This window comes from Pseudomonas sp. PME37.24/006, from assembly GCF_055556635.1.
Window position 1 is genome coordinate 179770 of record NZ_JBVHNL010000003.1, and the last position, 25813, is coordinate 205582.

Annotated in this window: 23 protein-coding genes; 10 read left to right on the top strand and 13 right to left on the bottom strand. The window is 62.2% G+C overall.

What is annotated here, in order from left to right; all coding sequences use genetic code 11:
- Window positions 1–206 precede the first annotated feature (206 nt).
- The 3 genes from ACZ3GY_RS11685 to ACZ3GY_RS11695 are packed head-to-tail and all read left to right on the top strand — an operon-like array spanning window position 207 to window position 3216.
- Entirely contained in the window at window positions 207–986 is a 780-nt protein-coding gene (locus ACZ3GY_RS11685) for an endonuclease/exonuclease/phosphatase family protein (protein WP_465910140.1), read from the top strand.
- Window positions 983–2215: a cardiolipin synthase ClsB gene (gene clsB, locus ACZ3GY_RS11690; RefSeq protein WP_463565380.1), complete on the top strand. Its 1233-nt coding sequence runs from the start codon at window positions 983–985 to the stop codon at window positions 2213–2215. Before ACZ3GY_RS11685 ends, clsB begins: the two co-directional genes overlap by 4 nt.
- Window positions 2212–3216 (top strand): lysylphosphatidylglycerol synthase domain-containing protein, encoded by a 1005-nt coding sequence (locus tag ACZ3GY_RS11695; RefSeq protein WP_463565381.1) that lies wholly within the window; start codon window positions 2212–2214, stop codon window positions 3214–3216. Before clsB ends, ACZ3GY_RS11695 begins: the two co-directional genes overlap by 4 nt.
- On the opposite strand, the gene ACZ3GY_RS11700 is transcribed toward ACZ3GY_RS11695, so the two are convergent.
- Window positions 3196–4461 carry a PrpF domain-containing protein gene (locus tag ACZ3GY_RS11700; protein WP_465910141.1) on the bottom strand — a complete coding sequence of 422 codons (1266 nt, stop codon included), beginning with the start codon at window positions 4459–4461 and terminating at the stop codon, window positions 3196–3198. The two genes, ACZ3GY_RS11695 and ACZ3GY_RS11700, sit on opposite strands and share 21 nt — an antisense overlap.
- Window positions 4462–4496: 35 nt before the next feature.
- On the bottom strand, window positions 4497–5969 hold the full coding sequence (gene pdxR, locus ACZ3GY_RS11705; RefSeq protein WP_465910143.1) for a MocR-like pyridoxine biosynthesis transcription factor PdxR: 1473 nt from the start codon (window positions 5967–5969) through the stop codon (window positions 4497–4499).
- Between the two features lie 90 nt (window positions 5970–6059).
- On the opposite strand from pdxR, the gene ACZ3GY_RS11710 reads away from it, so the two are divergent.
- The 3 genes from ACZ3GY_RS11710 to ACZ3GY_RS11720 are packed head-to-tail and all read left to right on the top strand — an operon-like array spanning window position 6060 to window position 7843.
- On the top strand, window positions 6060–6686 hold the full coding sequence (locus tag ACZ3GY_RS11710; RefSeq protein ID WP_465910144.1) for an FMN-binding negative transcriptional regulator: 627 nt from the start codon (window positions 6060–6062) through the stop codon (window positions 6684–6686).
- Between the two features lie 20 nt (window positions 6687–6706).
- The gene (locus tag ACZ3GY_RS11715; RefSeq protein WP_465910145.1) at window positions 6707–7144 is read left to right on the top strand and encodes a GNAT family N-acetyltransferase; all 438 of its coding nucleotides are present in this window, start codon (window positions 6707–6709) and stop codon (window positions 7142–7144) included.
- A gap of 15 nt (window positions 7145–7159) precedes the next feature.
- The gene (locus ACZ3GY_RS11720; RefSeq protein WP_465910147.1) at window positions 7160–7843 is read left to right on the top strand and encodes a GNAT family N-acetyltransferase; all 684 of its coding nucleotides are present in this window, start codon (window positions 7160–7162) and stop codon (window positions 7841–7843) included.
- A 223-nt stretch (window positions 7844–8066) separates the two neighbouring features.
- Here the strand turns inward: ACZ3GY_RS11720 and ACZ3GY_RS11725 are convergent, their stop codons facing one another.
- The 4 genes from ACZ3GY_RS11725 to ACZ3GY_RS11740 form a co-directional block, all read right to left on the bottom strand.
- Window positions 8067–8672: a LysE family translocator gene (locus ACZ3GY_RS11725; RefSeq protein ID WP_465910148.1), complete on the bottom strand. Its 606-nt coding sequence runs from the start codon at window positions 8670–8672 to the stop codon at window positions 8067–8069.
- A gap of 45 nt (window positions 8673–8717) precedes the next feature.
- Window positions 8718–9557: an AraC family transcriptional regulator gene (locus ACZ3GY_RS11730; RefSeq protein WP_465910149.1), complete on the bottom strand. Its 840-nt coding sequence runs from the start codon at window positions 9555–9557 to the stop codon at window positions 8718–8720.
- 80 nt (window positions 9558–9637) lie between these two features.
- Window positions 9638–10726 carry a DUF1615 domain-containing protein gene (locus ACZ3GY_RS11735; protein WP_463565389.1) on the bottom strand — a complete coding sequence of 363 codons (1089 nt, stop codon included), beginning with the start codon at window positions 10724–10726 and terminating at the stop codon, window positions 9638–9640.
- Window positions 10727–10803: 77 nt separating this feature from the next.
- Window positions 10804–11859, bottom strand: a complete 1056-nt coding sequence (locus tag ACZ3GY_RS11740) for a tetratricopeptide repeat protein (RefSeq protein ID WP_465910150.1) — start codon at window positions 11857–11859, stop codon at window positions 10804–10806.
- A gap of 181 nt (window positions 11860–12040) precedes the next feature.
- On the opposite strand from ACZ3GY_RS11740, the gene ACZ3GY_RS11745 reads away from it, so the two are divergent.
- A complete protein-coding gene (locus ACZ3GY_RS11745; protein WP_463565391.1) occupies window positions 12041–12325 on the top strand; it encodes a hypothetical protein in 285 nt (94 codons plus the stop codon).
- A 64-nt stretch (window positions 12326–12389) separates the two neighbouring features.
- Here the strand turns inward: ACZ3GY_RS11745 and glgB are convergent, their stop codons facing one another.
- The 5 genes from glgB to ACZ3GY_RS11770 form a co-directional block, all read right to left on the bottom strand.
- Window positions 12390–14594, bottom strand: a complete 2205-nt coding sequence (gene glgB, locus ACZ3GY_RS11750) for a 1,4-alpha-glucan branching protein GlgB (protein ID WP_465910151.1) — start codon at window positions 14592–14594, stop codon at window positions 12390–12392.
- A complete protein-coding gene (gene treS, locus ACZ3GY_RS11755; protein WP_465910152.1) occupies window positions 14591–17923 on the bottom strand; it encodes a maltose alpha-D-glucosyltransferase in 3333 nt (1110 codons plus the stop codon). Before treS ends, glgB begins: the two co-directional genes overlap by 4 nt.
- A 13-nt stretch (window positions 17924–17936) precedes the next feature.
- Window positions 17937–19961 (bottom strand): alpha-1,4-glucan--maltose-1-phosphate maltosyltransferase, encoded by a 2025-nt coding sequence (locus ACZ3GY_RS11760; RefSeq protein WP_465910153.1) that lies wholly within the window; start codon window positions 19959–19961, stop codon window positions 17937–17939.
- A gap of 412 nt (window positions 19962–20373) precedes the next feature.
- Window positions 20374–20616 (bottom strand): hypothetical protein, encoded by a 243-nt coding sequence (locus tag ACZ3GY_RS11765; protein WP_463565395.1) that lies wholly within the window; start codon window positions 20614–20616, stop codon window positions 20374–20376.
- Between the two features lie 83 nt (window positions 20617–20699).
- On the bottom strand, window positions 20700–21188 hold the full coding sequence (locus ACZ3GY_RS11770; RefSeq protein ID WP_463565396.1) for an MgtC/SapB family protein: 489 nt from the start codon (window positions 21186–21188) through the stop codon (window positions 20700–20702).
- 221 nt (window positions 21189–21409) lie between these two features.
- Between ACZ3GY_RS11770 and ACZ3GY_RS11775 the strand changes: the two genes are divergently transcribed.
- Genes ACZ3GY_RS11775 through ACZ3GY_RS11785 form a run of 3 tightly spaced genes read left to right on the top strand, consistent with a single transcriptional unit; the run spans window position 21410 to window position 22509 of the window.
- The gene (locus ACZ3GY_RS11775; RefSeq protein WP_463565397.1) at window positions 21410–21628 is read left to right on the top strand and encodes a hypothetical protein; all 219 of its coding nucleotides are present in this window, start codon (window positions 21410–21412) and stop codon (window positions 21626–21628) included.
- Between the two features lie 9 nt (window positions 21629–21637).
- Complete coding sequence (locus ACZ3GY_RS11780) at window positions 21638–22252, top strand: NAD(P)H-binding protein (protein ID WP_465910154.1); 615 nt, start codon at window positions 21638–21640, stop codon at window positions 22250–22252.
- A gap of 8 nt (window positions 22253–22260) precedes the next feature.
- Window positions 22261–22509: a hypothetical protein gene (locus ACZ3GY_RS11785; protein WP_465910155.1), complete on the top strand. Its 249-nt coding sequence runs from the start codon at window positions 22261–22263 to the stop codon at window positions 22507–22509.
- Between the two features lie 241 nt (window positions 22510–22750).
- On the opposite strand, the gene ACZ3GY_RS11790 is transcribed toward ACZ3GY_RS11785, so the two are convergent.
- Together ACZ3GY_RS11790 and ACZ3GY_RS11795 are read right to left on the bottom strand one after the other, a co-directional pair.
- Entirely contained in the window at window positions 22751–25207 is a 2457-nt protein-coding gene (locus ACZ3GY_RS11790; protein WP_465910156.1) for a glycogen/starch/alpha-glucan phosphorylase, read from the bottom strand.
- A 19-nt stretch (window positions 25208–25226) separates the two neighbouring features.
- Window positions 25227–25625: a DUF2513 domain-containing protein gene (locus ACZ3GY_RS11795; protein ID WP_463565401.1), complete on the bottom strand. Its 399-nt coding sequence runs from the start codon at window positions 25623–25625 to the stop codon at window positions 25227–25229.
- Between the last annotated feature and the right edge of the window lie 188 nt (window positions 25626–25813).

Here is a 25813-nt window from a genome sequence, read left to right on the forward strand (position 1 = left end):
GTAAAAACCTTGAACCGCCCCCGCTTCCCCCCAGTCGGAATTTAACGATGCCTGGCACGCGTCCGGCTGCCCGGCGCGATGTTTACAGCCACCTCGACAACGACTTCAAGGTGCGCGCTCTGCGACACCGACACGTGCTTACCGAAGTACGACCTGACTGGGGCACGGCCTAACGCCCCCAGCAGGTCGCCAGGAGCTGCATGATTATGACCACCCACCAACCGGCACCGAGCGATTTAGCCACCGCGGTACATTCGCTGAAGATTCTCACGGTCAATACCCACAAGGGGTTCACCGCCCTGAATCGGCACTTCATCCTGCCGGAGCTGCGCGATGCGGTACGTACGCTGTCGGCGGACATGGTGTTCCTGCAGGAGGTGCACGGTACCCACGAGCACCACGCCAAGCGCTACGAAGACTGGCCACCGACGCCGCAGTACGAGTTTCTGGCGGACAGCATGTGGCCGCAGTTCGCCTATGGCCGCAACGCCGTCTACCCCCACGGTGACCACGGCAACGCGCTGCTGTCGAAATTTCCCATCCTGCGCCACGAGAATCTGGATATCTCCATCGGCACTCAGGAGCAGCGCGGCTTGCTGCACTCGGTGCTCGACGTGCCGGGTCACGCCGAAGTGCACGCCATCTGCGTACACCTGGGGTTGCGGGAAGTCCATCGCAAGCAGCAACTCGGCCTGCTCTGCGAGGTGCTCGACAACCTACCGAGCGATGCACCGGTGATCGTCGCAGGCGACTTCAACGACTGGCGCAAACGCGCCGATGGGCTGCTGGCCGCCAGCGGTCTGAAGGAAGCCTTCGTCAGCGAACATGGCATGCCGGCCAGGAGCTTCCCTGCGCGCTGGCCGCTGCTGTGCCTGGATCGCATCTACGTGCGTAACGCAACGACTCACAACCCGCAGGTGCTGTCGACTCGCCCCTGGTCGCACCTGTCGGATCATGCACCGTTGGCTGTGGAGATACGGCTATGAAGTACGACTGGCGTGATGGCAACCAGGTCGATTTGCTGATCAACGGCGAAGATTTCTTTCCTGCCGTGTTCGAAAGCATCCGCAACGCCCAGCGCGAGGTACTGCTGGAAACCTTCATCATCTTCGAAGACAAGGTCGGCATGGAGCTGCAGGAAGCGTTGATCGCTGCCGCACACAACGGCGCCCGCGTGGAGATCACCGTGGATGGCTACGGTACCGCCGACCTGTCGAAAGAATACGTCGCGGCCCTGGTCGCGGCCGGCGTGCGCGTGCACATGTTCGATCCGGGCAAGCGCCTGATGGGCATGCGTACCAACCTGTTCCGCCGCCTGCACCGCAAGATCGTGGTGATCGACAGCGAGCTGGCCTACATCGGCGGCATCAATTTCGGCGTCGATCACCTGATCGCGAGTGGGCCGATGGCCAAACAGGACTACGCGGTTCGTGTACGCGGCCCTATCGTTGCTGATCTGCACGCCGCCAGCGAACGCCTGCTGGAGGCACGCGACGACCGTGAAGTAGCCCTGCGCCGCAGCAATCAGCCCACCCAGCACCGGCATGCCGGCAACAGCCGGATGCTGATGGCCATCCGCGACAATGGCGACGACACCAACACTATCGAACAGCACTACCTGGACGCCGTGCGCAACGCCCAGCATCGCCTGGTGGTGGCCAACGCCTATTTCTTTCCGGGCTACCGCCTGCTGCGCGAACTGCGCAATGCAGCGCGGCGTGGGGTAAAGGTCACCCTGATTCTTCAGGGCCAGCCGGACATGCCGCTGGTGCGCCTGTGCTCGCGACTGACCTACAACTACCTGCTGCGCGACGGCGTGACCATCTACGAATACTGCCAGCGCCCGCTGCACGGCAAGGTTGCGCTGGCCGATCACGAATGGTCGACCGTGGGCTCCAGCAACCTGGACCCACTGAGCCTGTCGCTGAACCTGGAGGCCAACGTGATCGTCCGTGACCCGGCCCTCAACCGCCGCCTATACGAGCACCTGATGGAACTGGCCACCTCAAGCTGCAAATCGGTGCCGCTCAAGCGGGTGATGCGCGGTTACTGGTGGCGCGCACCGCTGATCTTCATGTGCTTCCACTTCCTGCGCCACTTTCCGGCCATCGCCGGCTGGTTCCCGGCCCACTCGCCACGGCTCAAGCTGCTGCAACCAAAAGTCGAAGCACCGCAGTGCGGCACCTTGCAGGTCGACCAGGAGAAAGTCTCGTGAGCAAGCCCGACGACAAGCAAGGCAAACCCGTCTGGCGCTGGGCCAAGCGCCTGCTCACGGTGTGCCTGTTCATCCTGGTGCCGGTGTTGCTGTTCATGCTGATCAAGAACCTCGACTGGCAGGAAGTCAGCGAGGCGCTGCGCGGCTACAGCAGCGGCATTCTGCTCGCCGCCGTTGGCGTATCGGCACTGAGCTATGCCGTCTACTCGAGCTTCGACCTGATCGGCCGCGCCTATACCGGCCACACACTACCGGCAAGGCAGATCCTGCCGCTGACCTTCGTCTGCTACGCCTTCACCCTCAACCTCAGTTCCTGGGTCGGCGGCGTCGCCCTGCGCTACCGCCTGTATTCGCGTCTGGGGCTCAAGGTGTCGACCATCACCCGCGTGCTGAGCATGAGCCTGATCACCAACTGGCTGGGCTACATTCTGCTCGCCGGCGTGGTGTTCACGTTCGGCCTGCTCAAGCTGCCGGAAGGCTGGGCCATCGGCGCCACCGGTTTACGCATCATCGGCCTGGGCCTGCTCGTTGCAGGCGTCGGCTACCTGCTGGCCTGCCAATTTTCCAAACGCCGCACCTGGAGCGTCCGCGGTCATGAGCTGACCCTGCCCGCACTGCCCATGGCCCTGCTGCAGGCCGGCCTGGGTGCGCTGAACTGGTCGCTGATGGCGCTGATCATCTACCTGTTGCTGCCAGCAGAAGCCTTCTACCCGATGATTCTCGGCATTCTGATGATCAGCAGCATCGCCGGGGTGATCACCCACATCCCTGCCGGGCTGGGGGTCATTGAGGCCGTGTTCATCGCCTTGCTGCAGCACGAAATGTCCAAGGGCAGCATCGTCGCCGCGCTGATCGGCTACCGGGCGATCTACTTCCTGCTGCCACTGGCCGTCGCCTGCGTGGTGTACCTGGTGCTGGAAAAACGCGCGAAGACGCTGCGCCAGAACGGCCAGGATGGCGCATCCGCAGAGGCCACGGGTTCAACCGCCAGCCACCAATAGCGGCCGCAGTGCCGCCACCAACGCCGGCGAGGCGCGATATAGTGGCACATGCCCGCGCAGCAATACCTGCGCGGTGCGCCGATAGGCCGCACTGCTGACCTGCAGCTTACCGTCGTGCTCACGGGCCACCACCGTGGTGGCAAGAATGCCCGCCGGGTTTTCGATGGCCACCTCGATATCGGCGAATTCGCCCGAGGGCGCGCCGAGCCTCTCGGCGACCTGCCAGGCCACCGAGCCTGGGATCAGTGCGGCGGCGGCCAGGCAGCAACCACCGGAAACCGCCATCGATGCATGCACAGCCTGCGGCGTGAAATAACGCACCGCCAAGTTACCAGTGCCTTCGGGTGGCCCAACGATACACACCTTGGGCTGGGTTTCGCTGCGCGCCAGCTCGTCCGCCGTCATCAGCTCACCATCACGGCGGCGCAGTTTCATCCGCAATCCTGCCTCGACCCACACACGGCGTAGGTCAGCCATAAAGGCCTGATCGTTTTGCAGCTCGCTGAGCGGCTCGTGGGCGGTTTTGCCGAAATCACTTGCCAGGGCGATGACCATCGGCACCGCCACATCGACACAGGACACCGCACGCCCGTCGATCTGTTCGACTGCCTGCCCGGTCGGCAGCAACTGCCCGGTCTTCGCGCCCACGGGGTCGTGCAGGAACAGATCGACCGAGGGAAACTCACCGCTGACACCGGGAATCGACGCGCTGACCAGCGCGCCTTCGGGAGTACGCCCGATGCGCCCGGTGCTGATCACTCCGGTATTGCTGTTGCGAATGCTGATATCAAGGCTTTCGCCTGCCGCTGCCGTCACCAGGCCGACGTCCAGCGCCCAGAGTGGCAGTGCGCTGGACAGGTTGCCGCAATTCACGCTCCAGTCGATGGCGGCATGATCACTGGCCAGTTGCGCCAGGGTGCTGATCAGTCGCTCGCCGTCGCTGCTCGTTTCCCAATCGACGAAAAATACTTTGTTGCTGGTCGGAGCTCCGCGGCCCAGGCCGGTAATCTGTCGATTGCCTGGCTGTGAGCCACTCAACGGCACGCCCATCAGATGGCGCAACAGCTCCTCACGCAACGCTGGATCCGCAGGCGCGAACGGCTCCCAGATCACCAGCCCGGTAGACGTCCCGCCGCGCATATGGTGCACCGGAAACTCGAGCAGGCCCTCACGCAGGCGGGGTTGGAATTCGGCAGACTGCAACATCCGCATCGACACGTCCTCGTGTTTGGGTGGGGCGGTCATGGTAGCCGCATCGGGCGGATCATGCAGAGGGCGACTTAGCCAGGTAGCCTCCAGGCACCGCGCAAGGCCTGCAGCGCCTCGCCGATAGCCTTTTCCGGCACCGCCGCGAAGCCGAGCACCAAGCCGGCGCGCTGATCCGGCGGCGTATCGCCCTCAGGTAACCACTGCACGCTGAGCGGGTTGATCTCCACTCCTACGCCAGCCGCGCGAGCGATCAACTCCTGCTCTCGCGCCGGGCTTTCGCAGCGCACGCTCAGGTGCAGACCGGCGTGCACATCGGGCAAAGGCGCACAACCCGGCAGAGACTCCGGCCAGCCCGCCAGCAGCGCATCCCGACGGGCACGCGCGGCATTGCGCATGCGGCGGATATGCCGCTGGAAATGCCCGGCTGCGATGAACTCAGCCATTACCGCCTGGGTGCCGATTTCCGAGTGGCGCATATCCAGCGCGCGACGCCGAGCGAAGGCTGCAGCCAGACGGGGTGGCAGTACCAGATAGCCGAGCCGTAGCGCCGGAAAGGCGATCTTGCAGAAGGTGCCGACGTAGAGCACACGCTGCCCACGATCCAGTGCGGCCAACGGCGCCAGCGGCGTGCCGCTGTAACGGTATTCGCCGTCGTAATCGTCCTCGATGATCCAGGCGTCGTTACGCTCGGCCCAGTCGAGCAGCGCAAGGCGCCTGGGCAGCGACAGCGTCACCCCGGTCGGATACTGGTGCGAAGGCGTGACATAGGCCAGCTTACACGGCCCTGCCCGCTCCAGCGCCGCGACATCAAGGCCGTCGGCATCGACGGCAATACCGCGCAGCTGCGCACCGGCAACACTGAAAGCATGACCCGCGGCACGGTAACCCGGATCTTCGACGGCCACCGGATCGCCCGGCCCGACCAGTAATTGCGCGCACAGGCTGATCGCCTGCTGTGCGCCGCAGGTGACGATGATCTGCGCCGGATCGCACTGCAGGCCCCGGCTGCTTCGCAGGTAGGCGGCGATTAGCTCGCGCAGTTGCGGGTCACCCGCCGGATCACCATAGCCCAGCCGTGCCGGTGACGGCCTGCGCCAGAAACGCGCTGACAGCCGCGCCCAGGTCTCGAACGGAAACAGATCGAAAGCAGGCACGCCAACCCGAAAAGCCCGCGGCGCACCGGATAACGGCGCCGGCAGATGGTGCTCGTCGAGCAGTTGCAGCGCGGCGCTGCTGGCCGCCCCCGGCGCTTCGCTGACTGGCAGCTCCGCTACTGCGGCAATGGCAGCCACATAGGTGCCATCGCCAACCCGGCCCTCCACGTAGCCTTCGGCATAGAGCTGATCCAGCGCACGGTTCACCGTATTGCGGGATACGCCCAGGCGCTCGGCCAATTGCCGGCTGGCGGGCAGTCGCGTGCCGCCAGGCAAACGGCCATCGAGCACACGTTCGCGCAGGGCCTGGTAGAGCTGTCGAGACAATCCCTTGCCGGGCTGCAGACGCAGACCGGAAAGGTCGACCGGCAAAGGAGCTGTAGATGCCATCGATTGGCCCCATGAAAGTCATTGAAAATGGATCTTACAACAGACCAATACCAGTTTTAGCATAAGCGCATCCACTGATTGGAATGCCCCATGTATGTACCTTCCGCTTTCCGCCAGAACGACCTCGCCGCCCTGCACCGGGAGATTGCCGGCTGCCGCCTGGCTACTCTGATCAGCCATGGCGAGAACGGCCTGCAAGCCAGCCACCTACCCTTGCTGCTACGCCCCGAAGAAGGCCCGTACGGCACACTGTACGGCCACTTGGCGCGGGCCAATCCGCACTGGCGGGTACTGGCCGAAGGTGGTGAAGCGCTGGTGATTTTCAACAGCGCCGATGCCTATATCAGCCCGTCCTGGTACCCGGCCAAGGCCGAGCACGGCAAGGTGGTGCCCACCTGGAATTACATCGCAGTGCATGCCTACGGCCAGGCTGCGGTTTTCGATGACGGCGAACGCCTGCTGAGCCTGCTCGACGAACTCACCGCCCGTCACGAGAACCCGCGCCCGCAACCCTGGGCACTGAACGATGCACCCCAGGAGTACATCGCCGGCATGCTGCGCGCCATCGTCGGCTTCGCGCTGCCCATCGAGCGCCTGGAAGGCAAATGGAAGCTCGGCCAGAACCGCAGCGAAGCGGATCGCCAGGGTGTGCATGACGGCCTCAGCGCCAGCATAGACCCACGCGACCGCGCCCTGGCGCAGCGTATGAATGACTAATCACCGAGGAGACCTGGATCTTGGAAATACGCGCAATCACCGCTGACGACCAGGCTGCCTGGTCGCCGCTCTGGCAAGGCTATCTACGCTTCTACGGGCAGCAGATGCCCGAAGCCACCACAGCACTGACCTGGCAACGCTTTCTCGCTGACGACGAGCCGATGCATGCGGCCCTCGCCTGGCACGAAGGGCGAGCTATCGGCCTGGTGCACTGGATCTTCCACCGCTCCTGCTGGACGACCGGCGACTACTGTTACCTGCAAGACCTGTTCGTCGACGAAAGCGTTCGCGGCAGCGGCGCCGGGCGCCATCTGATAGAACATGTCTACGCTCAGGCCAAGCTGGCCGGCGCTTCGCGGGTGCACTGGCTGACCCATGAAAGCAACACCACCGCGATGCAGCTCTACGATCACATCGCCGAGCGCTCCGGCTTCGTGCAATACCGCAAGCAGCTGTAATCAGGAACCCAGACCATGACCAACGACACCCTGCTCGACTGGAAACCCGTTTCGCCGCCACCTCGCAGCGCCATCGATGGCCACTACGTGCGCCTGGAACCTTTGCATGCAGCAGAGCATGGCGATGATCTCTGGCAGGCGTTGCAAGGTCCCGATAGCGATCCTGCCCTGTGGAATTACCTACCCTACGGCCCGTTCGCCGAGCGTGCCGGGTTCGATGCCTGGCTGCAGGAAAAGCAAAGCACCAGCGACCCGCTGTTCTTCAGCGTGATCGACAAAACCACTGGACGTGCCGTTGGGCTACTCAGTTTTCTGCGTATCACGCCGGTCGACGGCTGTATCGAAATCGGCCATATCGCTTTTGGCCGCGCCATGCAGCGCTCGCCCGCCTCCACCGAGGCGATCTGGCTGCTGATGAGTCTGGCGATGGACGACCTAGGCAATCGGCGCCTGGAGTGGAAATGCAATGCACGCAACGCCCGCTCGCTGCGCGCCGCTGAGCGTCTGGGTTTCGTTCACGAGGGGTTATTCCGTCAGCACGCCGTGATCAAGGGACAGAACCGCGATACCGCCTGGTTCTCGATCATCGACAGCGAATGGCCGCAATGCCGCGACGCCTTTGTACGCTGGTTGTCACCCGACAATTTCGATGAGCAAGGCAAGCAGCGTCAGCGCCTGGAAGAATTGCGTATCCGGTAGGTGTTGTTCGGGCGATGTGATTGCAGCCACACAGCACGAACGGCATCGTACTCACAATTCGCCGCGGGGTCGCGGCTCCTACACGGGGTCGTGAGATCACCGCAAATGCGGTAGGAGCGTCGCCCTCCGCACGATGGGGTGGTAGCCATACCGAAACAACGCGTCATGGCCACCATTCGCCGGCAAGCCGGCTCCTACAAAGAAGTCGCGTCATGGAGGAGGTTTAGAGCGGCGCGCCGAGCCAGGCGGAGATCAGCAACAGCAGCGCCATGGCCTGATTGAAGCGGGTCATGGCCTGGGCCGAGGTGAACAGTTTGGCAGCACCGCTGCCGAGCAATGCCCAGCAGCCCAGGCATGGCAAGGCGATAGCCAGGAAGATCGCCGCCAGCAAGGTCACCCGCATGGCCTGCCCGGGGCCAGGTGTGGCGAATACGCTGACCACCGCCAAAGCCATCATCCAGGTCTTGGGGTTGACCAGTTGCAGTGCCGCACCGGCAAACAGGCCAAGCCGCTGCTCGCCTGGCTGCGCATCGTCTGCGTTCAACGCGGTAGCCGGGCTGCTGAAGATGCGCCACGCCAGGTAGCTCAGCCACAACACGCCGAACCAGGCCATTGCCCATTGCAGGCGTGGGTGCTGTTGCAGCAATTCGCCGAGCCCAAGCCCGACTGCCACCACGATTGCCGCAGACCCCACACAGGCGCCGAGCACCAGCGGCAGGGTCGCCGCTACGCCGTAACGGGCGCTGCTGCCAAGCACCAGCACATTGGTCGGCCCCGGGGTGATCGACGCGACGAAAGCGAACAGCATGAAGGGCAACAACTGAGTCATGACAGGCTCCAGACAAACCGAGCGCTGATCATGAGTCGGGCAGCGTCAGGCGTCTGGAAGGTTTGAGCAGCGCCGCTGGTAATGGGCCGGGGTCATGCCGTAGGCACGCCGGAACCAGCGCCCGAGGTGACTCTGATCGGCGAAACCAAGTACCGCCGCCACCTGCACCGGCGGTTCGCCACGGGCCAGCATATGCCTCGCCCGGGCCAGGCGCAGTTGCACCAGATAGGCATGTGGCGCCAGGCCAAAAGCTGCCTTGAAGGCGCGGCTGAGGCGAAAGCGATCGACCCCACAGGCGGCGGCCAGGTCATCGAGACCAATGTCGCGAGTATGCTGATCATGCAGGAAATCCCGCGCACGCTGCGCAACCAACGGCAGGCGCGGATCCGGATCGAGGCGCCGACGCCAGTGCAGCTGTTCGGTCAGACGCGTCAGCAGGCCGTCCAGGGCGCTCTGCCTGACCATGCGCATCTCCTGGCGATGCAGCGCGGCAAAAGCCTCGCCGACCGCCGCGAGCAGGCGCGGCTCACTGGCCAAGGTGGCGCTGAAGCCGGGAAAGCAATCGGCCGGCGCCTGTTCGAACAGGCTGCGCAGCTCGCGTTCCAGCCACTGGGCATCGAGATACAGCATCGAGTAAGTGAAGCCTTCCGGCTCCGGTGCATGGCCGTCATGGAGTTCACCAGGCTCGAGTAGAAACACCTGGCCGGCCAGGCTGCTGTTCAGTTGCTTGCGGCAGTGAAACTGCTGCACGCCCTGTTCGGTGAAACCGACCAGATAAGCGTCATGCCAATGGGGATCGTAAGCATGCCCGCGAAAATGTGCGCGGATGGTCTCGATACCGGTGTCTTCGTCCTGGGCCAGGTCGACCCAACTCTGCGCGCTCATGCTTGCTCCAGCACCACGCTCTGCGGAGCTTGCATGCTAACCGACCTGTTAGACGCTTTCTGGAAGTTTTGTGCAGCCGGTTATCGGGCGCGGGCCATGCAGCGTTGATGACGGGTGTCGACACGCTCGGCGAACCAGGCGGTGGTCAGCCGGCGGGTAATCTTCGGGCTTTTCAGCACGATGCCTGGCAGCACCGCCCGCGGCAGCGACATGCCTTCTGCCTCATCAGCCAGAGCGAAGACCCGCTCATACAGGCGGCTTTCTTCGAACTCCAGGGTATCGCCCTCCTCCAGCGCCCGGCGGATCGCCCGATCGCTCATGTCCAGGCGTTTGCCAAGAGAACGCACGGCCAGTTCGGTGGAGCCAGGCTTGCTCGTGCCGTGAATGATCAGATCGCCGTCCAGCGCCAGCGGAATACCCGAGGCGATGGTGACCGCATGCTGAAAGGCCGCGTTGCGGCTGGCGTACCAGCCGGCATTGAAGTCAGCGAAACGATAAAGGGGTTTCGGGTAGCTGGCCGGATAGCCCAGCAGATGGGCGATACCGAAGTACATGCCGCCACGGCGGCTGAACACCTCGCGGCGAATCGAGCCATCGGGTGGATAGGGATAACCTTCGGCATTGGCCTGGGCGAAGGCGATGCTGACCTGCATCGGCCCACCGGTACGTACTGGATTGAGAGTGCCGAACAGCTGCCGACCGAGCGGCACCATGCCGGTAAAGTCATCGAAAATGGCGCTCAGCTGCTTCTCCGTGCGCACGCTGTTCAGGCGTTGCTGATAGGTCTTACCTGTGGGCGACTCGATATTCAGCGCGGCATTCACCACGAACCCCGGAATATGCAGGCTGGCAGCGCGACGGTCGATCTCCACCCGGGCGATCTTCGCCAGGCCAGGTACCTGCGGGTCGGCAGTGAACGTCGATTCCTGCTCCGTCACCGCCAGCACTGCGCAAATGTTCTCGGTGCTCGGCGGGATCTCCTGAGCAGCGAACGCCGCATAGATATCGGCTGCCCAGCCCTCGCGGTCTGGCGTATTTACCGGCATCAGGCGGACGATCTGTGCGCGTACCTCGGCCGGTCTTGGCGCGGGCACCTGCGGCTGACTGGAACAGCCGGCCAACAGCAGGATCAGCAGCGCACAGGGTGTACGCAGGAATGATGACTTCACCCGGACAATCCTCGGATAGCAATGACCCTGCTGAGACAACGCCAGCCCCCAGCCTATCCACGATAATTTCAGCCGATTCAATGCCTGCTACGTCCGACCAGACGCGCCTGCATCTCGGTCGCTCGATCCTGCCGACCGGACACCTGATACAAGTTGAGCAAGTCCTCGAGCGTTTCGGTGATCGCCGGGTCACGCTGATTCAGCGCTGCCTGGCGAATCTCCAGAGCCCGCAACAGCAGCGGCTCGGCCTTGGCATAATCGCCCTGCACGCCATAGAGCCCGGCCAGATTGCTCAGCGCCACGGCGACCTGTGGATGCTGCAAGCCATACAGTCGCTCGTCCATGGCCAGGGCGCGGCGCATCAATACATCGGCTTCTGGGTAACGCCCCTGACGGGCATACAGACCCGCGAGATTATTGAGGCTGAGGGACAGCTGTGGATGGTCACCGCCAAGACGCTGCTCGCGAATGGCCAGCGCGCGTCGGTAATGCGGCTCGGCTTCGACGTAGCGGCCCTGCGCTTCCATGAGCAGGCCGACGTTATTGAGCACGCCCGCCACTGCGAGATCGGATGCCCCCAGTGCTTTCTCGAAGTTGCTCAGGGCGCGACCGTAGGCCTTCTCGGCCTCGGCGTAGCGACCCTGGGATGTGTACAACAAAGCCAGATTGTTGAGACTCTCGGCCACATAGGGGCTGTCCGCGCCAAGCTTGTGCTCACGGATGTTAAGGGCGCGGAGGTAATAACCCTCGGCTTCGGCGTACTGGTCACGGGCATCGTGAACCTTGCCCAGATTGATCAGCGCCGCAGCCACGCCGAGATCATCCGCTCCCAGGGCCTTCTCACGAATGCTCAGGGCACGCTGGTAAAGCGGCAGCGCTTCGTCGAAACGCCCAAGGCTCGCATACACGCTCGCCAGCGTATCGAGTCTGTCGGCGATGACCTGTTCACCAGCGCCAGCCTTACGCTCTGCCAGGGCCAGGGCCTGACGCGCGGGCTCGATGGCCCGTTGGTACTGCCCGGCCTGAAACAGCTCCCGAACCTGGGCATCCAACAGCGCCCGGCGCTCGTCATCCCCGGCTGCGAATGCATCGACCGAAACGGTCAATAGCAGCGCCAGAAAACTCGCTCGCATCTTCTTCATCCCTGAATAAGCAGCCATCGTTGAACCGTCTCATAGGAAAAGCAGCGGAAAAAGCAGTTCGAACCGGGACACAAACGCAGCGGTCTACAAATAACCTACGGCCCGAATCAACGGACCTGCGGACACGGAGCAAGTTCCGCTCCAGGATCGGCATGAGCAAGGAGATCCACCCATGGTTACCCATTACAAGACCGACGGTCACTTGGCCTGCGGCACCCACGGCGAGAACGTCACCTCCAGCAAAGAGCTGAACCGGGTGAAGTGCCGCAACTGCCGTAACACCGAAGTCTACAAGCAGGCCCGTCGTGACACTCGCAATGCCAGCCGACGCGCTGCCCGCAAGGCCAAGAGCAATCAGCCTCGTACCGACTGGCGCTCGTCCTGGCAGCAACGCCTTACCGAGCTGCCGGGCACCCACCGCTTGCCGCGCGGCTTCGCTGGGCAGCCCTACGTCTAGGGTTCAGCGTAAGTCAGGCTGATAGCAGAAGGGGTGGATCGGTTACCGATCCACCCCTTCTGCGTTAGTGCGGTTTGATCACCAGCGTGGCGAGCGGCGGCAGATCCAGCAGCAGCGACTGTGGTTGGCCATGGCTGGCGAGCGCTTCAGTCAGCAACGCGCCCTGGCTGCCAGCATTCGAGCCTGCATAACGCTCGGCATCACTGTTGAGCAGCACATGCCAGCTGCCCTCTTTCGTCACACCGACACGATAGCCATTACGCGGCTCGGGCGTGAAGTTGTGCACCACCAGCAGCGGCGCTCCCGTTTCGTCCTGACGCAACCAGGCGAACACGCTGTTGCTGGCGTCATCACCGATCAGCCAGGCGAAGCCTTCGGCCTGGCCGTCCATGCGATGCAGCGCCGGCTCATGGCGGTACAAACCATTGAGGTCGCTGACCAGTTGCTGCACGCCCTTGTGCTCGCCATAACGCAGCAGATACCAGTCCAGTTCACGGTCGTGGTTCCACTCGCGCCACTGGCCGAACTCGCAGCCCATGAACAGCAGTTTCTTGCCCGGATGGCTCCACATGAAGCTCAGGTACAGGCGCAGGTTGGCGAACTTCTGCCAGCGATCACCGGGCATCTTGTCGAGCAGTGAGTGCTTGCCGTGCACCACTTCGTCATGGGAAATCGGCAACACGAAGTGCTCGGAAAACGCGTACAGCAGGCCGAACGTCATTTGGTGGTGATGATGCTGACGGTGCAGCGGGTCTTCGGCAATGTACTTGAGGCTGTCGTGCATCCAGCCCATGTTCCACTTGTAGGCGAAACCCAGGCCGCCCTCCTGAGTGGGACGGCTGACGCCAGGCCAGGCGGTCGACTCTTCGGCAATCACCAGGGCACCAGGTACTTCCTGGGCGACTACGTCGTTGAGGTGCCGGAGGAAATCGATGCTCTCCAGGTTCTCACGCCCGCCATGGCGGTTGGGAATCCACTCGCCTTGCTTGCGTGAGTAGTCGCGATACAGCATCGAGGCCACCGCATCCACCCGCAGACCATCGATGTGATAAGCGCGCAACCAGTGCAGCGCCGAGGCCAGCATGAAGCCATGCACTTCGGTGCGACCGAGGTTGTAGATATAGGTATCCCAATCCTGGTGGAAGCCTTCGAACGGGTGCGCATACTCATACAGCGCCGTGCCATCGAACTGGCCGAGACCGTGGGCGTCGGTAGGGAAATGCGCCGGTACCCAGTCGAGAATCACGCCGATGCCGGACTGGTGACAGGCGTCGACGAACGCGGCGAAATCCGCCGGGCTGCCATAACGCGAAGTGGGGGCGAACTGGGAAAGCAGCTGGTAGCCCCAGGAACCGCCGAACGGGTGCTCCATGATCGGCATCAGTTCGATGTGAGTGAAGCCCAGTTGCTGCACGTAGGGAATCAGTTGCTCGCCGAGCTCTTTCCAGCTCAGCACGCGGCCGTCTTCACCGCCCTCTTTGCGCCACGAGCCGGCATGCACTTCGTAGATCGACATCGGCGCCTGATAACCCTGCTGCGCCTGACGTTGCTGCATCCAGTCGCCATCGCGCCAGTCGAACTCCAGCGGCGCGGAGACCACCGAACCGGTAGCCGGTGGCAGCTCGCTGGCCAGCGCCATGGGATCCGCCTTTAGCGGCAGCAGGCCTTCGCGGCCGAGGATCTCGAATTTGTAGACTTCGCCTGGGCCGAGGCGCGGCACGAACAGCTCCCAGACTCCGCTCGGCTGGCGCAGGCGCATCGGGTGGCGACGGCCATCCCAGCCATTGAAGCTGCCGACCACCGACACTCGGCGGGCATTCGGCGCCCACACGGAGAAGCGCACGCCCTGCACGCCTTCATGGGTCGTCAGCTGGGCACCAAGGCTCTTGCCAAGTTCGCGATGGTTACCCTCGGCGAACAGATACAGATCCATTTCGCCGAGCAGTTGCCCAAAGGCATACGGGTCTTCGGTTTCCTGGACGCCGGAGCTCCAGTTGATGCGGTAGCGATAGGGCACACGCTGCTCGACACGAATGCTGAACAGCCCCGGTACGCTCGATTGCTCCAGCGAACCGAGGGTTTCACCACTGACGGCGTGGATCAGCTCGACACCCAGGGCGCCAGGCAGATAGGTACGAATCGTCAGACCGTGACCGAACTCGTGTGGGCCCAGAATCGAAAACGGGTCGCCGTGCTCACCCCTGATCAGGGACTCAATGGCGGCGCGGTCGATACCTGCCACCTGCTGATCGGTTTCTCCATAACTCATCGTTTACCGCTCCCCAAAAGATATTTGGTCAGCTCTATCAGTCCTTGTACCGGAACCTCCAGCCAATCAGGGCGATAGCGCGCTTCATACAAAATTTCGTAGGCCGCCTTCTCGATGCAGAACAGCGCCAGCGCTGCTACTTCACCTTCGCGGTCGTGCCAGGCATGGGGCAGATCCGCGGCGGCCAGGCGATAGGCTTCGTTGAACGCCGTTCTGGCCTGGCTGCGATAGAGCCCGGCGATATGCTGGCGTGCGTGCTCCGCTTCTGGCGTAACATCGGCGCTCTGGGCGCTGCGCATGGCCATAGCGGCAGCGTAGTCGAAGGAGCGCAGCATGCCGGCAACATCCTTGAGCGGGCTGTAGAACGCCCGGCGCTCATCCAGGGTGCGGGTCGGCTCGCCTTCGAAGTCGATCAGGTAGGCGTCGCCCTGCACCACCAGCACTTGGCCAAGATGCAGATCTCCGTGCACGCGCATGCGGATACCGCCCGCCGAACGCCGCGCCAGATCGTCCACCAGGGCGATGATCTGCTCGTGCCGCACAGCCAGCCAATCGGCCTGGTTGGCGGCTTCACCAGTGAGCTCCCCTCGCCCTTCGGCCACCAACATCAACGCCTCACGAACTTGGCCTGCGATGCTTTGCGACCACTCGGCCACATCGGCCTCGCTGGTTTCGTGGTAACCAAAATCCGGGTTATCGCTGGCCTGACCGAGGGCCATGTGCATTTCCCCCAGGCGCCGCCCCAGGAGCCCGGCAAAGGCGTCCAGTTCGGCCAGCGCGGTGTATTGGTTTTCCTGCGGCGAGTGACCGCCGGCCAGCTCATCGCGGATCGCCCGCTCCAGGTTGTTCTGCGTCCATTGCCAGGCATCGCCCTGATTGTTCAGGTAGCCCTGCAGGATCATCAACGTATGCGGTACGCCCTGCTCATCAACCCTGCGAACCTCACCCAGCAATGGGGCGATGTGCTCGAAGCCGGCGGCTGTCAGGTAGCCACCTATTTCCGCTTCCGGGTGGATACCGGGCAGCACACGGCGAATCAGCTTGAGTACCGCCTGCTCGGCGATGATCGCCGAGCTATTGGACTGCTCGGCGGAGATCAGTTGCACCTCGGCTTCGGCAAGATCGCCCAGGGCTTGCAGATGTGGTGTGGGCACGAACTGGATCTCGCTGCCCTGCCAACCCAATACGTTGCTTTCTCGCAGATGGCCCATCACCTGGCGGACGAAACCCTTGAGGGTAAAACCGTCGGTCAGCAGGCCAACCTGGCGGCCGCGACGCAATCGCGCCAGGGCCAGTTGCTGGGGCACGCTGCTGCCCGCCTCATGCTCACCGACGAAACCTAGCGGCAGTTGATACTGCTCACTGCTGCCCGATTCGCGGCTGACCTGCACTTCGCTGAGCACGTACAGCTCATCCGGCTCACCAAAGGGGATGGCGTAGAGCAATTCGACCTGGCGCAGATCCTCGCCCTGCCCTGAGAACCAGCGGCGTTTGGGCAGATAGGCCGGCAGCGACTCCTGCTCCAGGGTTGTGCGCGCTGGCGGCTGCAGCAGTTCGTCGAGTTCTTTCTTGATCACCAGAGTGGTCAGCTCCGGCAGGCGATCAACCGGTGGTACGTGCCAGCTGGGCATTTGCGCCTCCTCGGCGAGCAGGAACCAGTAAAAGCCATACGGCGGTAGCGTGAGCAGGTAATTGAGTTGGCCGATGGGCGGGAACGACGAGCCGCCGACCATTTCTACCGGCACCTTGCCCTCGTGAGCCGATAGATCCAGCTCCACCGCCTGAGCTGCACGTGACAAGTTGGCCACGCAGAGGATCAGTTCCGGGTTGCCCTCGAGATCGGTGGCTTCGCGCACATAGGCCAGCACCCGGCGATTGTTCGGCGTCAGCATTTTCAGCGTGCCGCGACCAAAGGCCTTGTGCTGCTTGCGGATGGTCAGCATGCGCCGCGTCCAGTTGAGCAGCGAATGAGGATCGCGAGACTGGGTTTCGACGTTGATACTCTGAAAGCCGTACAGCGGATCCATCACCGGCGGCAGCACCAGGCTGGCCGGGTCGGCACGGGAGAACCCGCCGTTGCGATCCGGCGACCATTGCATCGGGGTGCGCACGCCATCACGGTCGCCGAGGAAGATGTTGTCGCCCATACCGATCTCGTCGCCGTAGTACAGCGTCGGCGTACCAGGCATGGACAGCAGCAGACTGTTGAGCAATTCAACGCGGCGGCGGTCGCGCTCCACCAACGGTGCCAGGCGGCGACGAATACCCAGATTGATGCGCGCACGGCGGTCGGCTGCGTAGTAGTTCCACAGGTAGTCGCGTTCCTCGTCGGTGACCATTTCCAGGGTCAGCTCATCGTGGTTACGTAGGAAGATCGCCCACTGGCAATTGTCGGGAATCTCCGGCGTCTGGCGTAGAATATCGGTGATCGGGAAGCGGTCTTCCTGAGCGATGGCCATGTACATGCGCGGCATCAGCGGGAAGTGGAAGGCCATGTGGCATTCGTCGCCGGGGCCGCCATCCTGGCCACCGAAATACAGCTGGGTGTCTTCGGGCCATTGATTGGCTTCGGCGAGCAGCATGCGATCCGGGTACTTGGCGTCCAGTTCGGCACGAATTTTCTTCAGCACCCCATGGGTTTCCGGCAAGTTCTCGTTATTGGTGCCGTCGCGCTCGATCAGATACGGGATGGCATCCAGGCGCAAACCGTCGACGCCCATGTCCAGCCAGAAGCGCATCACCGCCAGCACTTCCTTGAGCACCTGCGGGTTGTCAAAATTCAGATCCGGCTGGTGCGAATAGAAGCGGTGCCAGTAGTACTGCCCGGCTTCGGCGTCCCACGTCCAGTTGGATTTCTCGGTATCGAGGAAGATGATCCGCGTGCCGTCATATTTCTGGTCGCTGTCTGACCACACGTAGAAGTCCCGAGCCTTGCTGCCGGGTTTGGCGGCACGCGCGCGCTGGAACCAGGGGTGCTGATCCGAGGTGTGGTTGATCACCAGTTCGGTAATCACCCGCAGGCCGCGCTTATGGGCTTCGCTGATGAAACGCCGCGCGTCGGCCATGGTGCCGTAGTCCGGGTGCACGTCGCGGTATTCGGAAATGTCGTAGCCATCATCGCGGCGTGGCGACGGATAGAACGGCAGTAACCACAGCGTGTTGACGCCAAGATCGGCGATGTAATCGAGCTTGGCGATCAAGCCGGCGAAATCACCGATGCCATCATTATTGGCATCGAAGAACGACTTGATGTGCACCTGATAAATGATCGCGTCCTTGTACCACTGCGGGTCGTTGAGGAACGTTCCGCGCTGGGTTTTGCGTGCCATCGGATGCCTCCTCTCAGCTCGCAACGCGGATGCGCCAGATACCAAACGGCTGGTGCCACGGCTCGATGCGCATCTGCTGCACCTTGCCGTACCACTGCCAGGTATGGCCGGTCATCAAATCCTCACCCTGGGTGGTGGCATCGTCGTCCAGGCCCAGCTCCCAGAGTGGCAACTCGAAGTGCGCTTCCTGGGCGTTGTGCGGGTCAAGGCTGATGGCCACGAGAATGAAGTTTTCTCGATCCGCGGTGCGCTTGCCGAAATACAGGATGTTGTCGTTCCAGCAGGTAAAGGCCTTGAAACCCAGGTGCGTCTGCAAGGCCGGGTTCTGGCGGCGAATGCGGTTGAGTTGAGCGATTTCAGCGACGATATTGCCCGGTGCCTGATAATCGCGAACGCGGATCTCGTACTTCTCCGAATCCAGATACTCCTCCTTGCCCGGTACCGGCAGGGACTCGCAGATCTCGAAGCCCGAATACATGCCCCACAAGCCCGAACCCATGGTCGCCAGCGCCGCACGGATAAGGAAACCGGCACGCCCGTTGTGGTGCAGAAAGTAGGGGTTGATGTCCGGCGTGTTGACGAAGAAGTTCGGCCGGTAGCAATCGCGCCAAGGCGCTTCATTGAGCTCGGTGAGATAGGTTTCCAGCTCGGCCTTGGTGTTGCGCCAGGTGAAGTAGGTATAGCTCTGGGTGAAGCCCACCTTACCGAGACGCGCCATCATCGCTGGGCGGGTAAACGCCTCGGCGAGGAACATCACCTGCGGATGGGTTTTGCGAATATCGGCGATCATCCACTCCCAGAACGGTAGCGGCTTGGTGTGCGGGTTATCCACGCGAAACTGATACACCCCCAGCTCGACCCAACCGCGCACCACGTCGCGCAGTGCCAGCCATAAATCGGGCACTGCATCCTTGGCGTAGAACTCGACATTGACGATGTCTTCGTACTTTTTCGGCGGGTTCTCCGCATGACGGATGCTGCCGTCCGGGCGCCAGCTGAACCAGCCGGGATGCTCCTGCAGCCACGGGTGATCCGGCGAGCACTGGATGGCGAAATCCAGGGCAATCTCCAGATCATGCTCACGAGCCGCTTCGACCAGGGCGATGAAATCTTCACGGGTGCCAAGCTGTGGGTGAATGGCGTCATGCCCGCCCTCATGGCTACCGATGGCGTAGGGGCTGCCAGGGTCATCCGGGCCAGCCGTGAGTGAATTGTTGCGGCCCTTGCGGTGCGCAGTGCCGATAGGATGGATCGGCGGGAAGTACAGCACATCGAAGCCCATGGCCTGGATCGCCGGAAGACGTTTGATGACATCGAGAAGGGTGCCATGGCGCTCGGGATCGTCGGTTTCCGAACGCGGGAACAGCTCGTACCAGCTGGCAAAGCGTGCCATCGGGCGCTCCACATCCAGCAGATAGATGGCGCTGCGGGTACGGTGCGGATGACCTTCGGCACGGCGTACCAGCGCCTGGGTATCCAGCGCCAGCAACAGCGCCACCCGCTCGTCGAGGCTCTGCAATTCGAGCAACTCATCGACCAGTGCCTGCAAGGTCACGCCCAGATCGCCCTCCGCGCGCTCGGCAGCCTGACGCAGTAACTGCTCGCCTTCCTGCAATTCCAGATTGATGGTCACCCCGGCACCAAACTTCTTCGACAGCTCGTAACAGTAACTGGCGTAGATGTCCCACCAGGCTTCGATGAGGAACTCCGTCTCACCGACCCGCAGTGGGGTGATCTGCGCCTGCCAGCGGTCGTTGCCTATGAATTCCAGCGGCTCACGGTGCCAATCCTCGGCACCGACGTCGCGCCACAGCACCTCGCCCGCGAGCTTATCGTGACCATCGGCGAAGATCAGCGCACTGACCGTCACCTGATCTCCGGCTATCGCCTTGACGGCGAAGCGCCCCTGCTCGATCTGCGGCTCCACCGCCTCGATGGCCAGACGCGGCAGCTCGAGCGCCTGTTCGAGCGACAAGTGGCCATGATCCAAACGGACAGGTTCTTGCAAATAAGGGGTTTGCAGATGAGCAGACGGCATCGAAACGGGCTCCTCACGCCTGACAGGCGTATAAGCTGTTGCCCATGGCATAGGCCATGGGCCGTACGCGAAAGTGCGTACCTTAATGCGAGTTTGCCGCGACGTCCGGGGGCGTTTCAGGAGCTGCTGCACATCGGCCTGCTACTTCAAAAAGGCTCTAGCGTGCGAGGTCATGAAAAGCTCCGAGGCACCGTGACCTGTCTATCTCCGAACCTGGCGACTTCGGCAAAGTTCAGAGTTTCCGAGGGGTTTCAATAGGCTGAGAAAGCGACTATCACAACGCCACCAGGGCACATCGTCAGCGAGATTCACCCACAGAGCACGAGCGGCAGCGGTGACTGACTAGAGCCGTGGAAAGTACCGATAGCGCAAGAATGCGCAGCTCTGGCTGCCAGGGAAAGGGAGGACGTCGCTACAGTGCGACGCCATCGCGGTAGATCACGCTGCCATCGATGGTGATATCGCGGATCTGGCGCAGCATGTTATCAGCAGCAGTTTCCGCTTCGTTCTCGCAGATACTGCCGGGAGCAGCCACCCAGAGCATCTGCACGGCAGCACCGGCGCACTTGGGTTGGTACTCGATCAGGCCAACGTATTGCTGGCCATCCTTCATGGCATCCGTCCAGGCAATGCATCCCTTGAAGTTTCTGAACATTCCAGACTCCACTTCTGTCTCGAGGCCTCCGGATGCGGGCCTATTTGCTAAGAGCACATACAGGCCCAAGCGTTCCAGTGGTTTCAGCGAGGGCGTCTCTCCAGCCAGGTGATGAAGTGCGGCACGGTGTTGAAGATGAACAGCACCAGCAGCGTGCCCAGCACAGCAGTCGCCTCTCGCCCCATACCGACGGTGATACCAATGGCAGCGGTCAGCCAAATGCCGGCAGCGGTGGTCAGGCCCTTCACCTCGGCCATGGAGTCACCCTTGATGATGGTGCCGGCACACAGAAAACCGATACCCGCAACCAGTCCCTGAATCACCCGGCTCATGGCATCGCTCTCGGCGCCCATCTGCGCAGGCACCAGCACAAATAGTGCAGAGCCCATGGCTACCAGCATGTGCGTACGGATACCGGCCGCCTTGCCACTGGCTTCCCGCTCCAACCCCAGCAAGCCACCCAACAGCGCAGCCAACAGCAGACGCAGGGTGACCTGGGTGAACTGCTCGGGCGTGCTCAGATCGGAAAATTCGTTGGCCAGAGTGGCCAGTACTTCGTCCCAGAAACTCAAGGTGATCGCTCCCAGCCTGCACGGATCCGTATGAACGCACTGCCACAGCCGAGGCGCTGTTGGCGCTTCGCTATCGACCTTGCCGGGGGCGATAGGTTTGGCTTTTTTGTGGGCTGACCGTTTGGCGAAAAACCTGAACGGGGGTGAACCCAGCCCAGTCTGTTTGGTTATCTGCGGCGTGACTTCAACCCCACCACGACGCTCGACGACAGGAGGTTCAAATGTCCAGTAATCATTACTTTCTCGTCAGCTACAAGCTGGGTAACCAGAAGAAATCGATCGAGGTTCAGGCCGTTGCACCAGCTCTGACGCCCGAGCAGGCACGGCACCATATTGAATCGCTGCACAGCAGTGAGCTGCCGAACGAAATCACCGACATCGACGTCAAGCCGCTGGGCGATACCGGCGATCAAGAACCTGGCCATGCTCGCCAGAGCTGAGCACGCATCATGAGCGACACGAACGTGATCGAGAAAATTGCCCTGTACGGCGCACCCGACCGGATCACCGATGCTCTGCTGGAGGCCATGGCGGGTAAAGGCCTGCAGGTCGTCGTGATCGTCGACGACCCCACCGATATTGCCGCGCGGCCGAAACTGAGCGCCAAGAGCGGCAACCCCTTCGACGCCACCAGCGTGGCGCGCAGCGTTGCCGGAGTCGATGCGGTGATCGCGGTGCTGAGCAGCCGACAACTACGTGCCGGCTGCGACGCCAACGGCTTCGTACGAACCTACGACGCCATCATCGCACTGCTGGAGGGCTTGCCTACCGCACGGGTGCAGCGTCTGCTGCTGATCGGAGACCACAGCTGGCTGGATGATGCAGCCCATCTACCGGGCGAGCAGGTGGAGCACCTGCAACACAGCCTGCACAAATCACCACTGGCCTGGACGCTGGTGGATGCGCCTGCCCATCGTCAGAGCGACGGCCTGGCTGCCGCTCGCGAGAGCGACCACACAACAATCATCACCCTGCAACATTATGCCTGCAGCGTGATAGACCAATGCCTAATGGGGACGAGCGTCAATCAACGCATCCGCGTCGACTCTCGCCCACAGGCCTAGGAGGCACAATGAGTACCGAAAGCTACATCCTGTTGATGATCTCGGGCTGGCTGTTGGTATCGGCCGCCATGCTCTGGGGCATGCTGCGCCTGGTCAATCGCTACCAGCTCGAAGCCCAGCTGGCCGAGGAATTCCCTCCTCTGCCCACCTCGCCAACCAACCAATCCTGGCGTCGCCAGCACGCACCGCGCCGTGCGCGACTGCGTGAACGCGCCTATCGGACTTATCAGCAACATCAGAACGCGCTCACCAGCTAGGTACAGGCATTGTGGGAGCCGCGCCCCCGCGGCGAATGGTGGCCATATTTCGTTTTTCGGTATGGCCGCCATCGCATCGCATCAAGGTCGACGCTCCTACCTTGAGGACCTGGCCATAACCAAGTCACGGCACCACCAGCGGCGCGGCGCATTTTTCTCCAAACAATTGCGCTTTTCCACGCAAAAGAAAACGCCCGTCTCGTTACCGATGACGGGCGCCTGTTCATTACATCTGCACCGCTCAGTCGCCGATGCCCCCGACCTTCCAGATGTCCTTGGCGTATTCGCGGATGGTGCGATCCGAAGAGAACCAGCCGGTGCGTGCAGTATTGAGCACCGCTGCCTGCCACCAGCGATCCGGGGTGCGCCACAGCATGTCGACCTTGCGCTGCGCGTCCCAGTAAGACTGAAAGTCGGCACACACCAGGAAGCGGTCGTGGGCCAGCAGGCCATCGATCAGGCCGACATAGCGACCAGGGTCGTCCGGTGAGAACACCCCAGAGCGAATCGCTTCCAGGGCGCCAGCCAGGCGCTCGGAGGCGGCCACTTCCGCGCTCATGTTCAGGTCACGACGCGAACGCGCCGCCACCTGTTGAGCAGTCATGCCGAAGATGAACATGTTCTCGCGACCGATCTGCTCGGACATCTCCACGTTGGCGCCGTCCAGGGTACCGATGGTCAGCGCGCCGTTGAGGGCGAACTTCATGTTGCTGGTACCGGAGGCTTCCAGCCCTGCCGTGGAAATCTGCTCGGACAGATCGGCCGCCGGGATGATTACCTCGGCCAGGCTGACGTTGTAGTTGGGGATGAACACCACCTTGAGCAAACCGCGCAGGGTCGGATCCACGTTTATGGTACGGCTGATGTCGTTGGCCAGCTTGATGATCAGTTTGGCCTGGTGATAACTGGCCGCAGCCTTGCCGGCGAAAATCTTCACCCGCGGCGCCCAGTCGGTGGCCGGGTCGTTACGCATCGCCTGGTAGAGCGCCACGGTGTGCAGCAGGTTAAGCAGCTGACGCTTGTATTCGTGGATGCGCTTGACCTGCACATCGAAGATCGCCTGGGTATCCAGGCTGATGCCCATACGTTCGCGTATCAGCTCGGCGAGTTCGCGCTTGGCATGCTGACGCTGAGCAGCGAACTGCTTGCGAAATGAGGCCTTGGCCGCGAATGGCTCGAGCTTGCGCAGGCTGGTTTCCGGAGTGTCTAGCAACTCGTCGCCCACAGCGCCGACCAGCAGCTCGGTCAGTTGCGGGTTGGACTGGTACAGCCAGCGGCGGAAGGTAACGCCATTGGTCTTGTTGTTGATGCGATCCGGATACAGGCGATGGAAATCGCTGAATACGCTCTTGCGCATCAAGTTGGTGTGCAGCGCCGATACCCCGTTGATGCTGTGCGAGCCAAGGAATGCCAAGTTGCCCATGCGCACACGTCGGCCATGCTCTTCATCGATCAGCGAGACGGAGCGCAGCAGGTCAAAATCGTGGATATCTTTGGCCCGCAGCGAATCGATGTGATAAGCGTTGATCAGGTAGATGATCTGCATATGCCGCGGCAGCAGTCGCTCCATCAGCGACACCGGCCAGGTTTCCAGCGCTTCGGGTAACAACGTATGGTTGGTGTAAGACAGCGTGGCGACGGTGAGCTTCCAGGCCTCGGCCCACTCCAGACGATACTCATCAACGAGCAGACGCATCAGCTCGGCGACGGCAATCGCCGGATGGGTGTCGTTGAGCTGGATAGCAACGCGGTCGGGCAGCGAGTGAATGTCGAGATTGAGCTCCAGGTGCCGGGCGATCAGATCCTGCAGCGAAGCGGAAACGAAGAAGAACTCCTGACGCAGGCGTAACTCCTGGCCCGCTTCGGTGCTATCTGCCGGGTACAGCACACGGGAAATACTCTCAGCCTTGACCACATCCGCGACGGCACCGAAGTGATCGCCCGCGTTGAAGCGCTCCAGCTTGAGGTTCTCCTCGGCACGGGCGCGCCACAGACGCAGGGTATTGACGCTGGAATGGCGCCAACCGACCACCGGCGTGTCGTAGGCGATGGCACGTATCTGTTCGTTGGGCAGCCATTCGTGACGAGGCACTTCGCCAGAGCCGGCGAGGTTGGCAACGCTGCCACCGAAACCGATGCGGTAGCTCACTTCAGGGCGTTCGAACTCCCAGGGGTTACCAAAATCCAGCCAGGTTTCGGTGTGTTCCTGCTGCCAACCATCAACCACCACCTGGCGGAACAAGCCATGCTCGTAACGGATGCCATAACCGTGAGCGGCAATATTGAGCGACGCCATGCTTTCCATGAAGCAGGCGGCCAGACGGCCCAGGCCACCGTTACCCAGCGCGGCATCCGGTTCCATGTCGCGGATCTGTTCGAAATCAACGCCCAGCTGCGAAAGCGCCTCGCGGGCGGTGTCGAGCAGGCCGAGATTGCTGAGGTTGTCGACCAGCAGACGGCCGATCAGAAATTCCAGTGAGAGGTAATAGACCCGCTTCTGCTCCTGGCGGTCTACCTGTAGCGAGGCATCCTCCCAGTGATCGACCAGATGATCACGGGCCGCCAGAGCGACGGCTTCGAACCAGTCGTGGTCAAAGGCATTGCCCGGATCCTTGCCGACCGCATATCTGAGCTTGGCCAGGATCAGTTGTTTGAAAGTTTCGACGTGGTCTGTTGCTTTCGCTGCTTCCTCGGCCATCACAGGTTCACTCCCTGAATCAGTTATAGACGTGACCGTTGTGGCCTTCGTCGGCACCGCTATTGGCGGCGAACAACATGGAGTCGGCGGTTGGTGCGTTCTTCAGGCCTTCGTAGGTGATGCCGCCGGCGCGAGCCTGCAGGAAAGCTTTCTTGGCTTCCCACAGTGCTTCTTCGCGAATGCCATCGAGCAGATCATGGCCGGTCAGGGTCAAGCCATTGGCGATGGCGACTGGCGCCCCATTCCACGGGTGATGCTGGGAACACTCGATGAGATTGGCCTGACACATCAAATGAATATGGTAGCTGACGGCTTCGGCAGAGTGCTGGCCGACGTCCTGCGGGTAGAAATGATGCCCGGTTTCCAGTGACTCGATCTGCAGCAGCAGCTCACGGATCAGTTCCCAATCTCGTTTCATCGTCACTCTCCTCATGAATTTGTCAGTGGCTGTCAGGCGCATTCCAGAGCCTGGGGGCGCCTTGTCACAAAAGTACTTATCAATGAGTGCCACGCGCGCGGCAGAGTTCAACCCATAGGTGTATTTGCCGACGACCACTCATCTATCGTCATGAACTCACCCCGGTCAGCGCGTTTCACAAAATGACT

Excerpts from the sequence above, each read along its gene's own strand:
- ACZ3GY_RS11730 (WP_465910149.1), bottom strand. The coding sequence starts at position 9,557 with ATGAGCGCGCAGAGTTGGGTCGACCTGGCCCAGGACGAAGACACCGGT.
- ACZ3GY_RS11760 (WP_465910153.1), bottom strand. The coding sequence starts at position 19,961 with ATGCCGTCTGCTCATCTGCAAACCCCTTATTTGCAAGAACCTGTCCGT.
- ACZ3GY_RS11745 (WP_463565391.1), top strand. The coding sequence starts at position 12,041 with ATGGTTACCCATTACAAGACCGACGGTCACTTGGCCTGCGGCACCCAC.
- clsB (WP_463565380.1), top strand. The coding sequence starts at position 983 with ATGAAGTACGACTGGCGTGATGGCAACCAGGTCGATTTGCTGATCAAC.
- ACZ3GY_RS11710 (WP_465910144.1), top strand. The coding sequence starts at position 6,060 with ATGTATGTACCTTCCGCTTTCCGCCAGAACGACCTCGCCGCCCTGCAC.
- treS (WP_465910152.1), bottom strand. The coding sequence starts at position 17,923 with ATGGCACGCAAAACCCAGCGCGGAACGTTCCTCAACGACCCGCAGTGG.
- ACZ3GY_RS11720 (WP_465910147.1), top strand. The coding sequence starts at position 7,160 with ATGACCAACGACACCCTGCTCGACTGGAAACCCGTTTCGCCGCCACCT.
- ACZ3GY_RS11765 (WP_463565395.1), bottom strand. The coding sequence starts at position 20,616 with ATGTTCAGAAACTTCAAGGGATGCATTGCCTGGACGGATGCCATGAAG.
- pdxR (WP_465910143.1), bottom strand. The coding sequence starts at position 5,969 with ATGGCATCTACAGCTCCTTTGCCGGTCGACCTTTCCGGTCTGCGTCTG.
- ACZ3GY_RS11700 (WP_465910141.1), bottom strand. The coding sequence starts at position 4,461 with ATGACCGCCCCACCCAAACACGAGGACGTGTCGATGCGGATGTTGCAG.
- ACZ3GY_RS11785 (WP_465910155.1), top strand. The coding sequence starts at position 22,261 with ATGAGTACCGAAAGCTACATCCTGTTGATGATCTCGGGCTGGCTGTTG.
- ACZ3GY_RS11685 (WP_465910140.1), top strand. The coding sequence starts at position 207 with ATGACCACCCACCAACCGGCACCGAGCGATTTAGCCACCGCGGTACAT.
- ACZ3GY_RS11775 (WP_463565397.1), top strand. The coding sequence starts at position 21,410 with ATGTCCAGTAATCATTACTTTCTCGTCAGCTACAAGCTGGGTAACCAG.
- glgB (WP_465910151.1), bottom strand. The coding sequence starts at position 14,594 with ATGAGTTATGGAGAAACCGATCAGCAGGTGGCAGGTATCGACCGCGCC.
- ACZ3GY_RS11780 (WP_465910154.1), top strand. The coding sequence starts at position 21,638 with ATGAGCGACACGAACGTGATCGAGAAAATTGCCCTGTACGGCGCACCC.
- ACZ3GY_RS11740 (WP_465910150.1), bottom strand. The coding sequence starts at position 11,859 with ATGCGAGCGAGTTTTCTGGCGCTGCTATTGACCGTTTCGGTCGATGCA.
- ACZ3GY_RS11795 (WP_463565401.1), bottom strand. The coding sequence starts at position 25,625 with ATGAAACGAGATTGGGAACTGATCCGTGAGCTGCTGCTGCAGATCGAG.
- ACZ3GY_RS11725 (WP_465910148.1), bottom strand. The coding sequence starts at position 8,672 with ATGACTCAGTTGTTGCCCTTCATGCTGTTCGCTTTCGTCGCGTCGATC.
- ACZ3GY_RS11790 (WP_465910156.1), bottom strand. The coding sequence starts at position 25,207 with ATGGCCGAGGAAGCAGCGAAAGCAACAGACCACGTCGAAACTTTCAAA.